Genomic DNA, 14,760 nt, shown 5'->3' with positions numbered 1-14,760 from the left:
CCCCATCGCGGTCCGGCTTCGGCATGAAGCGGCAAGACCGCATCATGCCTCATCTCTTAAATCGGCACGATCCCTTTCGGAAACCGGCTCCAGTGATCCGGATCGTGCCGTGCTGATCGAATTAGAACGAGGTGCCGCCGCCGAACCGGAACTCCTGCGTACGGTCGTACTTGCCCTTGCTGAGCGGCAAGGCGTAGTCGAAGCGCAGCGGACCGAACGGCGACTGCCAGATCAGGCCGACACCGACCGACGATCGGATCACCTTGCTGTCGTCGTAGATCAGGCCGGTACAGGTACCTGGCGTCGCCGGATTGGTGGTCGAAGCCGTGCAGCCGGAGTTAAACGGCGTGGTCGTTTCGCCAGTCACTCCCCACGTCGTCGGCCCCTTATAGTCATACAGGCCGCCGGCATCGGCATAGACCGCGCCCTTCAGACCAACTTCCTTCGGCAGGAACCAGAACGGCATCTGCAATTCGACCGAAGCGCCCCAATACTTGGTGCCGCCAAGGGCGTCCTGCGTGTCGTATGGGTTGATGTCGCGCGGGCCGATGCCGTTCGGGGCGAAACCGCGGACGAGGTTCGGGCCCATCTGGAAATGATCGAGCATGCGCAGGTCGTTGGAGCCGATCTTGTTCAGCATGCCGCTCTGCAAATGGACGAGGCCGACGACGTCAGACACCAGCGGAGCGTAGTACTTAGCGTCGATGACGGACTTCAGGTAGGAGACGTCGCCGCCGACGCCGGCGAAATCCTGCCGGAAATCGACGAGCAGACCGTCGGTGGGGTTCTTGTTGTTGTCCAGCGTGTTGTAGGTCAGCGTGTAGCCGAGCGCCGAGGTCAGGGTCTTGCCGCCCGCAAGCTCCTTGCGCACCGGCAGCGAAGCTTCACCGTCGCTGTAGCAGCCGAGGCCGTTGGTCGAGGCAAGGCTCATGCCAATGGAGTTGGCAAAGGCCGGACTCGGATTGAAGGCAGGATTCGGAGTGCCATCAGGCAGCGTCTGCACGTTGTTACAGTTCGCGAGGTAGGACGGCAGCGTGATTTCCTGCTGGTAGATCGAGTAGCGCAGCTGCAGCGACAGATCTTCACGCAAGGCGAAACCGAGGCGCGGCGAGAAGCCCAGCGTCTTGGTGCCGTAGGAGATGTAGCTGTTGGACAGCTGCTGGCGCTGATAGAAGTCGAGACCCAGCGCAACACGATAGTCGAGCAGATAGGGCTCGACGAACGACAGCGAATAGCCGCGGGCGTACTGGCCATAGGTCACCGACGCCTTGGCGAACAGGCCGCGGCCGAGCAAATTGCGTTCGGAAACCGAGACTTCGGCCAGCGCGCCGTCGGTGGTGGAATAACCGCCCGAGACCGAGAAGTCGCCGGTCGATTTCTCTTCCATGTCGACGAGCAGGATCACGCGGTCGCTCGACGAACCGGGCTCCGTCGTGATCTTCACGCTCTTGAAATAGTCGAGGTTCTTCAAGCGCCGCTCGGCACGGTCGACCAGCGCGCGGTTGTAGGCATCGCCCTCAGAGACGTCGAACTCACGACGGATCACGTAGTCGCGCGTGCGGGTATTGCCGCGAAGGTTGATGCGCTCGATATAGGTGCGCGGGCCCTCGTCGATGTTGAACACGACCGACACGGTGTGCGCCTCGAAGTTGCGGTCGCCGCCGGGACGGACCACGGCGAAGGCATAACCGCGGCGCGAGGCCTCGATCTGCATCTCCTCGACCGACTTCTCGACCGATTCGACGTTGTAGAGCGAGCCGACATTGATGCGCGAATAGTTGCGCATCGAGGTGGGATCGAAGTTCGGAATGCTGGAACGGAAGTCGATCGCGCCGACGCGGTATTGCGAGCCTTCCTCGATCTTGAAGGTGACGTTGAAGCCCTTCTTCTCCGGATCGTATTCGGTGAGCGCGGCCACGACCTGGACGTCGGCGAAGCCGTTCTTGAGATAGAAGCGGCGGATCAGGTCGCGGTCGGCTTCGACGCGATCGGGATCGTAGATGTCGCTGCTGGCGAGGAAGCTCAGCAGGTTCGATTCGTGCGTCTTGATGACGTCGCGCAGCCGGTAGGACGAGAACGCGCTGTTGCCGACGAATTCGATCGACTTGACGCCGGTCTTGGAGCCCTCCTCGACCGTGAAGATGAGATCGACGCGGTTGTTGGGCTGCTCGATGATCTCAGGGGTGACGCGAACGTCGTAGCGGCCGGAGCGGCGATAGATTTCAGCGATTCGCAGCGTGTCGGACTGCACCATGGCCCGGGAAAAGGTGCCGCGGGCCTTGGACTGGACTTCGGCAGTGAGCTGCTCGTCCTTGATCTTCTTGTTGCCCTCGAAGGCAATGCGGCCAATCACCGGGTTTTCCACCACGGAGACGACGATCTGGCCACCGGCACCGCGGTTGATCCTGACGTCCTGGAACAGACCGGTCTCGATCAACGCCTTGAGGCCGTCGTCGATGGCCCCTTGATCCAGGCGACCGCCGGGACCCGCCTTGAAATAGGAGCGGATCGTCTCCACCTCGACACGGCGATTTCCTTCAACGGAAATCGACTGCACGGTCTGAGCGAGCGCAGACGAAGACACAAAAGCAGCCCCAACCGGGGCAAGCACCGGCGCGCCGAACATGATCAGGGTTGCGAGCAAGCCCCCCCGGAGTCGCAGTCCAAACTTCATTGCGCAGCGCGCCCTTATCATTCCGCACCAGACCCAACCCCAACGCCGGTCTGGAGATTCCCCAAGTTCAAGCCGCTTGTAGCCAATTTAAACGACGCCGCAAACGGCCGAGCGCGCCGTAATTTCATTTTCATTCCAAGACGTTGCCCAAGAGCAACGCCCAGCAACGCCACAAAAAAGCCCTATCAGGATGCGGCCATCCGCAGGATGTCGTTGTAGGTGGCAAACACCATCAGCATCAGCACCAAACCCAGCCCGATTCGGAATCCCATCTCCTGAGTCCGCTCGGACAGGGGCCGCCCACGGGCCACCTCCGCCGCATAGAACATGAGGTGACCGCCATCGAGCAGCGGGATCGGGAACAGATTCAACAGGCCGATCGACACCGACAGCACCGCGCACAGGTTGATCACGAATTGGAACCCGGCGCTGGCCGCCTGCCCCGACATCTTCGCAATGCCGAGCACACCGCTCACCTCGTTCGGATTGCCGTTTCCGACGAACAGCGCGCCCAGGAACTTGAAGGTGCTGGTGATGATGAACCAGACCTGCTCAACCCCGATCTTGAGCGCTTCGCCGACGCCGACCGGCGAAGTCGAGGCTTCGCCCGCCTGAGACTTGTGCTCGATGCCGAGCACGCCCAGGCGATGGCTGTTGCCGAAGGGATCCTTGCGCTCCAGCAGTGCCGGGGTCGCGGTCAGCGACACGATGCTGCCGTCCCGCTTGACCTCGAAGGCAAGCGCCGAACCGGCGTTCATCGCAACGATTCGCTGCATGTCGGCAAAGCTCTCGATCGGCTTGCCGTCGATCTGGACGACGACGTCGCCGATCTTGAAGCCGGCTGTCGCCGCAGCGCCGTCGGCGACGACACCGTCGACCCGCGCGATCGTGCTCGGCTTGCCGTAATACAACGCCATGCCGGCGAAGATCAGCGCGCCCAGAATGAAATTGGCGATCGGTCCGGCGGCAACGATGGCGGAGCGCGGGCCGACCTTCTTGTGATGGAAGCTGCCGGCGCGCTCCTCGGCCGTCATGGCCGCTAGCTTCTCGGACGACGGCGTCGAAGCCTCGCTCTCGTCCCCGAAGAACTTGACATAGCCGCCGAGCGGGATCGCCGAGATCTTCCAGCGGGTGCCATGGCGGTCGTTGAAACCGACCAGCTCAGGTCCGAAGCCGAGCGAAAAAGTTAACACGCGAACGCCCGCCCAGCGCGCGACCAGAAAATGGCCGAGTTCATGGAAGAACACCACGATGGTCAGGACGAACAGGAAGGGAACCGCATAGCCAAGGAGTCCATGGCTCAACGTATTGAAACTATGGACGAAAAAGTCGATCATCGAATTCCCTCATCCAGCGCCGCAAGGCCCCGGCCGCGAACCATCTAGGATGCCTTTAAGGCAATTTGAGGCAATAGGGCGGCAGCTCTATTTCGCGCAACATGGTCAACAGAGATTGCATCGTCGGCTGACGTCAGCGGGGCCTGGTTCCCGCTCCGGATCCAGTCGTCCAGCGTCGCTTCCACCAGCCTGGCAATCGCGCCGAACCGGATCTTGCCGGCGATGAAGGCGGCGACCGCGACCTCGTTGGCGGCGTTGTAGACGGTGGTGGCGCCCTTCCCGGTCCGAAGCGAATCGAAGGCCAGGCGCAGCCCGGGGAAGCGCTCGAAATCCGGCGCCTCGAAGGTCAGCTGGCCGATCTTGGCCAGATCGAGCTTGGCAGCAGGCCCCTTGATGCGGTCGGGCCAGCCGAGACAATGCGCGATCGGCGTGCGCATGTCGGGTGCACCGAGCTGGGCCACGACCGAACGATCGGAAAACTCGACCATGCCGTGGATGATCGACTGCGGATGCACGAGGACGTCGATCTCCTCCGGACTCAGCGCGAACAGATAGGAAGCCTCGATCACCTCGAGCCCCTTGTTCATCATCGAAGCGGAATCGATCGTGATCTTCTGGCCCATGCTCCAGTTCGGATGCTTCAGGGCTTGCTCGAGGGTTGCCTGCTCGATGTCGGCCGACTTCCAGGTCCGGAACGGGCCACCGGAGGCCGTGATGATGACACGGACGAGCTCGTCGCGATTGCCTGAGCCGAGCGCCTGGAACAGCGCGTTGTGCTCGGAATCGGCCGGCAGGATGCAGGCGCCCGCTTTCGCCGCGCGCTGCATGAAGAAATCGCCGGCGCAGACGAGACATTCCTTGTTGGCGAGCGCGACATGCGCGCCGCGATCGACCGCCGCCAGTGCCGGCTTCAATCCGGCAGCGCCGCTCACGGCGGCCATCACCCAATCGGCCGGACGCGCGCCGGCCTCGATCACAGCGCTTTCGCCGGCGCCGCATTCGGTGCTGGTGCCCGCGAGCGCAGCCTTGAGCTCGGCAAACTTTGAGGTGTCGGCGATCGCGACGAAGCGCGCGGAAAACTCCTTCGCGAGCTTTGCCAGCGCTGCGACATTGCTGTTCGCCGTCAGCGCCTCGACCCGGTAGCGCTCGGGAGAGGCGCGCAGCAGATCCATCGTGCTGTCGCCGATCGAGCCGGTGGCGCCGAGAACCGTGACGCTGCGGACGGTCGATGCCGCAGTCTTGTTGTTACGCAATGGAACCGCGCTCATGTCCTCACCAAACCATAAGACCGCTTCCGGCGCTATGCACACCATGGCGGAGGAAACCGATAATCCATGCCACCAGGATGGCAGCGACAAAACCGTCCAGACGGTCCAATAGCCCGCCATGGCCGGGAATTAAGTGACTGGAATCCTTGACATCGAAGCGCCGCTTCACCGCGGATTCGAAGAGGTCCCCAGAGGCCGACACGACCGACAGGATGGCGCTGACGAGCAGCAATGGAACCATCTTTCCGAGCCCGCAAGCGGCAAAGCCGGCCGCAACCAGAAGGCTCGCGGCAAAGCCGCCGAGCGCCCCTGACCAGGTCTTCTTCGGGCTCACCCGCGGCCACAGCTTCGGTCCGCCGATGCTTCGGCCGGCGAAATAGCCGCCGATATCGGTCGCCCACACCACCAGCAGCACGAACATCAGCGCGGCGAAGCCGTTCACGAGATCCTGCCGCAGCAGGATCGAGGCCAGCAGCGCCGCCGATGCATAGGCGAATCCGGAGGCCGCCCAGACGAACTTGCCCCGCGCGATCGCCGTGACGATCGCACCGCCAATGAGGCCGGTGATGATTGCGGTCTTCAGCGCGCCGAAGGCGACGCAGGATCCCATCAAGGCGATGACGATGGTCCCTGCGGCGGTCAACGCGACCGATCCCGCGCCCACCACCATCAGCCATTCCGCGAACAGTCCGATCGATACCAGGGTGACGAGAAGCGCCCACAGCCAACCGCCGGCATAAGCGAGTGCAATGGCGAGCGGCGCCAGCACCAGTGCTGCGAGGACCCGCATCACGAGATTGCTCTGGGCAGGCTGAGAGCCGGCCGGGGCGGCGTCGGGTTCGCTCACGAGGCGGTTTTCGCGACCAGGCCGCCGAAACGGCGTTCGCGCCTGGCAAATTCGGCGATGGCGCCTTCCAGCGTCGCCTTGTCGAAATCGGGCCAGTGAATCGGCACGAAGACAAGCTCGCTATAGGCGGCCTGCCACATCAGGAAGTTGGACAGCCGCTGCTCGCCGCTGGTGCGGATGATGAGATCGGGATCGGGAATGTCGGGCGCGTCGAGATGCGCCCCCAGGGTCTCGGCATCGATCGTGTCGGGATCGCGCCGCCCCTCTGCGACTTCGCGCGCGAGCTTCTGTGCCGCCTTCGCAATCTCCTGCCGCGAGCCGTAGTTGAAGGCGACGACGAGCGTGAGGCGCGTGTTGTCGCGCGTCAGTTCCTCGGCCTCGTTGAGGAGTGCGCATATGTCGCCCTCCAGCCCGTCCCGCTCGCCGATGATGCGGACCTTGACGCCGTCGCGATGCAGGCTCGCCAGATCGTTGCGGATGAAGCGGCGCAACAAGCCGAAGAGATCGCCGATCTCGCTCGCCGGGCGCGACCAGTTTTCCGAGCTGAAGGAGAAGATGGTGAGATAGCGGATGCCGAGTTCATGCGACGCGCGAACCACTCGGCGCAGGGCCTCCACGCCGCGGCGATGGCCTTCCGCCCTCGGCAAGCCGCGCGCGGCCGCCCAACGCCCGTTGCCATCCATGATGATGGCGACATGCGCAGGCGCCTCGGACCGATCGGGTCCTTCCGTTGCTGGCGCGGCGGCGTTGGACATGAGGCTGCCTTAAAGCATGATCCGGAAGAGTGCGAAGCAGTTTTCCGAAATGATCATGCGCGAACAATAACCTAAAGCGCGATCCATCGCGCTTTAGACGGTGAGGATTTCTTTTTCCTTGGCAGCCAGCAACTGGTCGATCTCGGAGATCGTGCCGTCGGTCGCCTTCTGCACCTCGTCCGAGTGACGCTTCTGATCGTCCTCGGACATCTCGTGATTCTTCTCGAGCTTCTTGAGAACGTCGAGGCCGTCGCGGCGGACATGGCGCGCAGCGACCTTGGCGGCTTCCGCGTATTTGTGCGCGACCTTGACGAGCTCCTTGCGGCGCTCCTCGTTGAGCTCGGGAATGCGCAGGCGCAGCACCTGGCCTTCGGTCGCGGGCGACAGGCCGAGATTGGAATCGACGATCGCCTTTTCCACCGCCTTGACCATCGACTTGTCCCAGACCTGCACCGAGATCAGGCGCGGCTCCGGCACGCTGACGGTGGCGAGCTGGTTCAGCGGCATGTGGGTGCCATAGGCGTCGACCTGCACCGGGTCGAGCATCGAGGCGGAGGCGCGGCCGGTGCGCAGGCCGCCAAGTTCGTGCTTGAGCGACTGGACGGCGCCCTGCATGCGGCGCTTCACTTCGTTGAGGTCGAAATTATCCGTGGCCATCACGTTTCTCCTTCAAAATCCCGGCGACCTCTCCGCACCCTTCTCTCAGGGCGCAACGACGAGCCGTCAGCCGGCGACAATGGTTCCGTGGCCGCCGCCACGCAGTATAGCGCCGATCGAACCCGGCTCCGCGATCGAGAACACAATGATAGGCAGCGACGTCTCGCGGGCAAGCGCGAAGGCGGTCGCATCCATCACCTTGTAGCCGCCCTCGATCGCCTGCGAATGCGTCAGACGGTCGAATCGCGTCGCCGTCGGATCCTTCTTCGGGTCGGCCGAGTAGACGCCGTCGACATTGGTTGCCTTCAGCACCGCCTCGGCGCCGATTTCGGCGGCGCGCAGCACTGCGGTCGTGTCGGTGGTGAAGAACGGATTGCCGGTTCCGCCGCCGAGCAGCACGATCCGGCCCTCGGCGAGGTATTTGTGCGCCACGGTGCGGGTGAAAAGCTCGGAAATCTCGGGCATGACGAAGGCCGACAGCGTGCGCGCCGGCGTTCCCTTGCGCTCGATCGTCGCCTCCAGCGCGAGGCAGTTCATCATGGTGGCGAGCATGCCCATGGTGTCGCCTGTCGGGCGCGACACGCCGCGCGAGGACACCTCGACGCCGCGAAAGATGTTGCCGCCGCCGATCACGACCGCAACCTCGGTGCCCAGTTGGCGGGCGGCGATCAGATCGTCCGCGACCCGGTCGATGGTCGGCTGGTCGATGCCAAAACCCTGCTGTCCCGCGAGATATTCGCCGGACAGCTTGATCACGACGCGACGATAGACCGGATCAGTCATGAGCACTTTCCTTGTCCGGGCGCCGCCTCCGGCGGCACGCCGGAAGGAACGTTCCGGCGCTTACTTCTTGCCGCTGACCGCGGCGACCTCGGCCGCGAAGTCGCTTTCCTGCTTCTCGATTCCCTCACCGAGAGCATAGCGCACAAAGCCCGCGATCTTCACCGCGCCGCCGACCTTGCCTTCGGCTTCCTTCACCGCCTGCGCCACCGACTTGCCGGTGTCGTGGATGAAGGCCTGCTCGAGCAGGCAGACTTCCTTGTAGTAGGTCTTGAGACCGGACTCGACGATCTTCTCGATCACGTTCTCGGGCTTGCCCTGCTGGCGATATTTGTCGGCGAGCACGTCCTTCTCGCGCTTAACGACCACCGGATCGAGACCGGACGGTTCGAGCGCCAGCGGATTGGCGGCCGCGACATGCATCGCGATCTGGCGACCCAGCGTTGCGAGTTCATCGGCCTTGCCCGGCGATTCCAGCGCCACGATCACGCCCATCTTGCCGGCGCCCTCGACGACCGCGCCGTGGACGTAGCTTGACACCACGCCCTGGCTCACTTCGAGCGAAGCTGCGCGGCGCAGCGTCATGTTCTCGCCGATGGTGGCAATCGCGTCATTGATCGCGGCTTCGATCGTGACGTCGCCGACCTTGGCGGCCTTGATCTTCTCGACATCGGCGCCGACGTCGAATGCGACCTGGGCGATCATCTTGACGAGGCCCTGGAACTGGCCGTTGCGCGCGACGAAGTCGGTCTCGGAGTTGACCTCGACCACGACGCCCTTGGTGCCCTTGGTGAGCGCACCGATCAGGCCTTCGGCGGCGACACGGCCCGACTTCTTGGCGGCCTTCGACAGGCCCTTCTTGCGCAGCCAATCCTGCGCCGCTTCCATGTTGCCGTCGTTTTCGGTCAGCGCGGCTTTGCAGTCCATCATGCCCGCGCCGGTCGACTCGCGCAGCTCCTTGACCATCGCAGCTGTGATCGTTGCCATCGTTGAAAATCCTTTTTGCCTGCCGGTTCGCCGCGGCGTGGCATTCAATTGCCCCGCCGCGGTCCATCTCAGGAATTCGCGTCAACTGAAATGGTGGCCGGAGCTTATCCGGCCAACCCATCGCTCTTTTGACTATTCCGCTTCCGCGGTCAGCGCCTTGGCCTTGGCCACCCAGGCATCGGCCCGGCTCGGCAGACCGACTTCTTCGCCGATCTTGTGCGCGGTGTCGTGATCGAGCTCGGCGAGCTGCCAGAAATGGAAGATGCCGAGGTCGTTGAACTTCTTCTCGATCGCACCCGACACGCCCGGGAGCTTCTTGAGGTCGTCGGAGGTGCCGCGCGGACCGGCGAGGCCCTGGAAGCCGCTCGTGACCGGCAGCTCTTCGGCGGCCGGCCGAACCGAAGCGCCGACGTCGACGCCGGAATCGCCCTGGGCACGCGAGATGCCGTCAATCGCCGCACGCGCGATCAGATCGCAATAAAGCGCGATGGCGCGGCCGGCGTCGTCATTGCCCGGCACCACATAGGTGATGCCCTTCGGGTCCGAATTGGTATCGACGATCGCGGCGACCGGGATGTTGAGCCGCTGGGCTTCCTGGATCGCGATGTCTTCCTTGTTGGTGTCGATCACGAAGATCAGGTCGGGCAGACCGCCCATGTCCTTGATGCCGCCGAGCGAACGGTCGAGCTTGTCGCGCTCGCGCTGAAGCGTCAGGCGCTCCTTCTTGGTGTAGGAGGAGGCATCGCCACCGGCGAGCACGTCGTCGAGATGACGCAGGCGCTTGATCGAGCCCGAGATCGTCTTCCAGTTGGTCAGCGTGCCGCCGAGCCAGCGCGAATTGACGAAGTACTGCGCGCAGCGCTTGGCAGCGTCGGCGACGCCGTCCTGCGCCTGGCGCTTGGTGCCGACGAACAGGATGCGGCCGCCCTTGGCGACAGTGTCGCTGACCGCCTGCAAGGCGTTATGCAGCAACGGCACGGTCTGCGCGAGGTCGACGATGTGGATGTTGTTGCGAGCGCCGAAAATGAAAGGGGCCATTTTCGGATTCCAGCGGTGAGACTGGTGACCAAAGTGCACGCCGGCTTCGAGGAGCTGACGCATAGTGAAATCGGGTAGTGCCATCGTTCTAATTCTCCGGTTGGTTCCTCCGGAAGCGTGTGAGCAGAACGGAGCGTTGTCGCCCCGGCTGCCACCGGACGGCCTTGTGAGCCATGCTTCCGTGTGAGATGGCGCGCTGTATAGCGCGATTCCAATCAGAAGCAAGGAAATAAGGGCCTTTCTGCGGCGGTTTTCGCCCGCGAGAGGCCCTCTTCCGTAAAGACCACGCTGCGCCTTGGCCCGCGACTAGCATCTGGGCTGGTTCGGCGGGCATTTCTTTGCCGCCGGCGGCGGGGCCGCGGGACGCGGCGGAGGTGCTGCCGGGCGCGGCGGTGGCGCGACGGCCATCCGGGGCGGCGGCGGTGGCGCCGGCCGGGCTACCGGCGGCGGCGGCGCGGGTCGGGCCATTGGCGGCGGCGCTGGCCGAGCGGCCGCGACGGGGGGAGCCACCCGGGCCGGCGGCGGCGATGCAACACGCGGCGGAGGCGGCGGGGCCGGACGCGCCACGGCCGGCGGTGGAGTCGGCCTCGCCACGGCCTGAGGCCGCGGTGGTGATGCCGACGGCCGGGCGGCCTGCGCGGGAGTAGCCGACGGCTGATTCTGGGGCCTGATCGGCTCGCGCGCGGCAGAGGGCGGCGGGGTGACCGGTCGTCCAGCTGCGCCGGGAGGCGTGCGGGCAGCAGGCGGCGTGCCAGCCGGGTTACGGGTCGCGGACTTGCCATGCTCCCCGGGCCTGGTCCCGGGCGCGGGCTGGGCCACCGGCGGCTTCGGCGATTGGCCGGCCGCAGCGGCCGGATTTGCAGTGATGGGCTTAGCCGTCGGCGGCGCCGCGGCGGTTGGCGCACCGGGATGAGCCGGCAGAGCGGTACCGGGACCAGCAGTCGGCGGCGCCCCCGGATGCGTCGGCAGCGGCGCGCCGGGTGCAGTCGCCGTCGGAGGTACAGGTCTGCCGCCCGGCAGAGGCCCTGCCCCCGCTGGTGGCGTCGGCGGCCCGCCATGGCTCCCTGGAACCGGCAGTGTATTGGCCTGGGGCAGCCTGGCCGATGGAGCAGCGGTTGGCGCTCCGATCGGTGCCGCGGTCGGCGCGACATTGGCCGGCGTCGCCGGAGCTAGCCTTGGCCTTGCCGTCGGCTGCATCGTCGCGCTCGGCGGCATCGGCGCCTTGCCCTGCTGAATCAGGGCGGCGCGCTGCGCGACCGCCTGCGGCACGGCGGGACCGGCCGGGCTGGCGCGGCCGGCAACGGCTGGTGCGAGATTGCCCGGTCCGGGCCCCGGCCCCGCACCCGCCGGCAATGCCTGCGGCCGGTTGATGACGGTGTTGATGACCGTGGTGTTGTGAATGTTCTGGTAGATGATGTTGTTCGGCGGCGGCGCGACATAGATCGGCGGTCTGACGAACACCGGGATCGGCACGAAAACCGGCTGCGGCAGCACGAACAGGCCGAGCACCGGCATTGGCGGCGACAGCACGACGAAATCCGGCGGCGGCGGCGGCAGATAGTAGATCGGCGGCGGCGGCGGCGGCGCGAAGCCAAAATCGGGATCGCTGAAATACAGCACCGGACGGTCGACATAGACGATCTCCTCCGGCGGCGGAGGCGGTACGTCATAGTCGATCATCGCAAAGCTCGGCGGCGGCTCGACCGGCGCGGTCAGGATCGCCAGGCGACGGCGCGCGTCGGCCGCATGCGGCCCTCGCGAATAGCGACGCAGATACGACCAATAGGCTTCCGGCGTATCGGTCCGATAGGTCCGCCGCCAAGTGATCGCCTCGCGGCGCGCCGCGACGATCGCCATCACGCGCTTGGACATCGGATCATTCGGATAGGCGCCGAGAAACTCCTCATAGGCCGGCAGTGTGTCGCGCGCGAGCGCGGCGGCATAGGCATCCTGGACGCCGAGGTCGCGGATCGGCTTGTTACGCATCGCGGCGACCTGGTCGGGCGCGGCCTCCTGCGGCGGTGCGTCGGGGCCGCGCTCGAAGAACGAGAACTGCGCCGATATCTTCTGCTCGTTCCAGGGTACCTGCGCGCCCTTGCTGGCCTCGTTGACGCGCAGGCGAACGCGATCGAACACATCAGGCAGTGGCAGGCCGCCGGTGCGGATCATCTCCGCCAGCGATTGCGCGTAGATGCCGTATGGCCCCGGCTCCTCCGGCGCCACCGTGCCGGGCGCGGCATTGAAGGCGATCAGCATGTTCGGATCGGGCTCGACCAACGCAAGCCCGCTCGCGATCGGCTGGCCGCCCTCGACGAAGGGCTGCGCCCGCGCTGCGTCGAGCACGACGATGTTGGCCTTGAGCGGAACGGAAGCGAGCTGCCGCGCATAGTCGCTGATGCGCAGGCCTTCGGTCGGAATGTCGGTGTCACGGGTGATGTTGGAATCGACCGGGATGAAATAGTTCTCACCCGCAAGCTGCACGCCGTAGCCGGCGAGATAGATCATCGCGACGGTGCCGGGGCCGGAGGCCTGCGCCTTCTGGATGAAGTCGCGAAAACTCTTGCGCAGCGTGTCGCCGTCGAGATCGCGGGCGCCGACAACGTCGAAGCCCGCCGCTTGCAGCGTCTGCGCGATCAGGCCGGCATCGTTCGCGGTCGTCGCCAGCGGCGACTTGGCATAGGCGCCGTTGCCGACCACGAGCGCGATGCGCTTTTCCTGCTGCTGAGCGCGCGCCGGATCCGGCGCGCCCGCGGCAAAAACCGCGATCGGCAGGAGAAGGCAGATGAAGGCTCTGAGCGTCCCATGCATCGCTTGCTTGCCCGCTTTTTGTTGTTGAGGTGCCGCCACGCATCAAACGCGTGGTCAGCTGAATGGCACTTGAACGAAAGGCCCAAATAACGAAGGGCTTGGATTGAGGCGGAGGCATGGCGCCCGTTGCCGGCGCCAAGCTCCTGCGTCAGACTCGCATCAGCCTCGCGACGGTGGACCGGCGCGAGGCGATCAGCGCGTCAGCCCTGCGCGATCAGTTCGACCGTTCCCGTCGTGAGCCGGTAGATGCCGCCCACGACCTTGAGCTTGCCCTGCTCCACGGCCGCATTGAGGATCGGCGCCGCCGATTTCAGCTTCGCGACGTTGTCGATCACGTTCTGCCGGATCGCATTGTCGAGGACGTTCCCGCCTTGCTGCATCGCAGCCTTGGCGGCAGGCGCGATCGCATCGACCAGCGAGGGGATGTGGCCCGGCGGCGGCTTGTTGTCCTTGATCGCCTTCAGCGTCGCATCGACGGCGCCGCAAGCGTCATGGCCGAGAACGAGGATCAGCGGCGCGTTGAGCACGGCGACCGCATATTCCATGCTGGCGATGGTCTCGGTGCCGGCAAAATTTCCGGCGACGCGGCAGACGAACAGATCGCCGCGGCCGGTGTCGAAGGCATATTCCGGCGCGATGCGCGAATCGGCACAGCTCAGCACGGCCGCGAACGGGTTCTGCCCGCCCGCCAGCGCCTCGCGCTCGTGCTTGAAATCATGACGCCGCGCCACGCCGTCGACATAGCGCGCATTGCCTTCCACCAAGCGCTTCAATGATGCGTCGGGCGACAGCACGTTCTGCGGCTTGGGCGGCGTTTTCGTTTCCTTGGCGAAGGCCCTGCCGGTCAAGACGAGGCCGAGGGCCGAGGCACCAAACAACATCGCGGACCGCCGCGATGGTACGATCTTCTCCTGTAGGGATTCATTGCATTTGTCGCACATGTTACGTTTCCTCCCGGCGCGATGGACCAACGGTATCGGTGCAATCATAGCCGCAACGATGTGACGAAACCACAAATGACGGTGCGGGCCGGCGCCCGAGTTTCGCGCGGGCCTATTCCGCCAAGCGAAGCTCCGCGATCGTCGTCCTCGCAGCCGGTTCGTCCAGGGGAAGGAAATCCAGCGGTCCCTGATTTTTATAGCCGGACGTCATCGCAAGTGTGAGACCCCAGCCCAGCAGCCCAGTGCTCGCGTTCGCGATCATGGCGCTCTTGCGCTGACTGAAGCGCGCAACGAAGAACACGGTCTGGCCGGACTGAGCCGAGAAGTCCACGCGCGTCACGCCGAGCGCCGCCTCCTCTGCTACGAACTGGTGTTGGCCCGCCGGGCGATCGACATAGACATATGTCCCGGTCTTCAGGCCCTTGATCGGCGTACCGTCGAGGGAAAATGCCCAGTCCGGATCGCCGATGCCGCCGAAGCCCTTCTCGCGAAACACGACGACGCGTGCCTGCCCGGCTTTCGGCGGACCCAGCTTTCGTACCGCCTCCGAATACCCGAGCCCACTTCTCGCCGTCTCACAGCCGCACAGCAATGCCGCAGCCACGAGCAACACCAGCCCACGCAATAGCATCACGCCCCCAGATTTTCCCCGGGAGCATGCTAACCGG

Annotated in this window: 12 protein-coding genes; all 12 read right to left on the bottom strand. The window is 65.1% G+C overall.

The window, feature by feature from the left end; all coding sequences use genetic code 11:
• Window positions 1–121 precede the first annotated feature (121 nt).
• The 12 genes from bamA to IVB27_RS35665 all read right to left on the bottom strand — a co-directional run bounded on the left by bamA (window position 122) and on the right by IVB27_RS35665 (window position 14,723).
• Window positions 122–2,674: an outer membrane protein assembly factor BamA gene (gene bamA / locus IVB27_RS35720; RefSeq protein ID WP_247349249.1), complete on the bottom strand. Its 2,553-nt coding sequence runs from the start codon at window positions 2,672–2,674 to the stop codon at window positions 122–124.
• Window positions 2,675–2,859: 185 nt separating this feature from the next.
• Entirely contained in the window at window positions 2,860–4,011 is a 1,152-nt protein-coding gene (gene rseP, locus IVB27_RS35715; RefSeq protein WP_247349250.1) for an RIP metalloprotease RseP, read from the bottom strand.
• A 44-nt stretch (window positions 4,012–4,055) separates the two neighbouring features.
• Window positions 4,056–5,279 (bottom strand): 1-deoxy-D-xylulose-5-phosphate reductoisomerase, encoded by a 1,224-nt coding sequence (dxr, locus tag IVB27_RS35710; RefSeq protein WP_247349251.1) that lies wholly within the window; start codon window positions 5,277–5,279, stop codon window positions 4,056–4,058.
• Between the two features lie 4 nt (window positions 5,280–5,283).
• Window positions 5,284–6,126 carry a phosphatidate cytidylyltransferase gene (locus IVB27_RS35705; protein WP_247447374.1) on the bottom strand — a complete coding sequence of 281 codons (843 nt, stop codon included), beginning with the start codon at window positions 6,124–6,126 and terminating at the stop codon, window positions 5,284–5,286.
• Window positions 6,123–6,881 carry an isoprenyl transferase gene (locus IVB27_RS35700; RefSeq protein ID WP_247349253.1) on the bottom strand — a complete coding sequence of 253 codons (759 nt, stop codon included), beginning with the start codon at window positions 6,879–6,881 and terminating at the stop codon, window positions 6,123–6,125. The genes IVB27_RS35705 and IVB27_RS35700 overlap by 4 nt, the downstream gene beginning before the upstream one ends.
• Before the next feature lie 93 nt (window positions 6,882–6,974).
• A complete protein-coding gene (gene frr, locus IVB27_RS35695) occupies window positions 6,975–7,538 on the bottom strand; it encodes a ribosome recycling factor (protein WP_247349255.1) in 564 nt (187 codons plus the stop codon).
• Window positions 7,539–7,604: 66 nt separating this feature from the next.
• The gene (pyrH, locus tag IVB27_RS35690; protein WP_247349256.1) at window positions 7,605–8,321 is read right to left on the bottom strand and encodes a UMP kinase; all 717 of its coding nucleotides are present in this window, start codon (window positions 8,319–8,321) and stop codon (window positions 7,605–7,607) included.
• Window positions 8,322–8,381: 60 nt separating this feature from the next.
• Complete coding sequence (gene tsf, locus IVB27_RS35685; RefSeq protein WP_247447373.1) at window positions 8,382–9,305, bottom strand: translation elongation factor Ts; 924 nt, start codon at window positions 9,303–9,305, stop codon at window positions 8,382–8,384.
• A gap of 132 nt (window positions 9,306–9,437) precedes the next feature.
• Complete coding sequence (locus IVB27_RS35680; protein ID WP_247349258.1) at window positions 9,438–10,427, bottom strand: 30S ribosomal protein S2; 990 nt, start codon at window positions 10,425–10,427, stop codon at window positions 9,438–9,440.
• A gap of 222 nt (window positions 10,428–10,649) precedes the next feature.
• Window positions 10,650–13,151: a caspase family protein gene (locus tag IVB27_RS35675; protein ID WP_247447372.1), complete on the bottom strand. Its 2,502-nt coding sequence runs from the start codon at window positions 13,149–13,151 to the stop codon at window positions 10,650–10,652.
• A gap of 200 nt (window positions 13,152–13,351) precedes the next feature.
• Window positions 13,352–14,092, bottom strand: a complete 741-nt coding sequence (locus tag IVB27_RS35670) for a carbonic anhydrase (protein WP_247447371.1) — start codon at window positions 14,090–14,092, stop codon at window positions 13,352–13,354.
• Window positions 14,093–14,204: 112 nt separating this feature from the next.
• Window positions 14,205–14,723, bottom strand: a complete 519-nt coding sequence (locus tag IVB27_RS35665) for a DUF2846 domain-containing protein (protein WP_247447418.1) — start codon at window positions 14,721–14,723, stop codon at window positions 14,205–14,207.
• Between the last annotated feature and the right edge of the window lie 37 nt (window positions 14,724–14,760).

The sequence above is a fragment of the Bradyrhizobium sp. 197 genome (genome assembly GCF_023073375.1).
Taxonomy (GTDB): Bacteria; Pseudomonadota; Alphaproteobacteria; order Rhizobiales; family Xanthobacteraceae; genus Bradyrhizobium.
The sequence above is the reverse complement of the archived record's forward strand: the minus strand, read 5'-3'. Positions and strand labels throughout refer to the sequence as shown.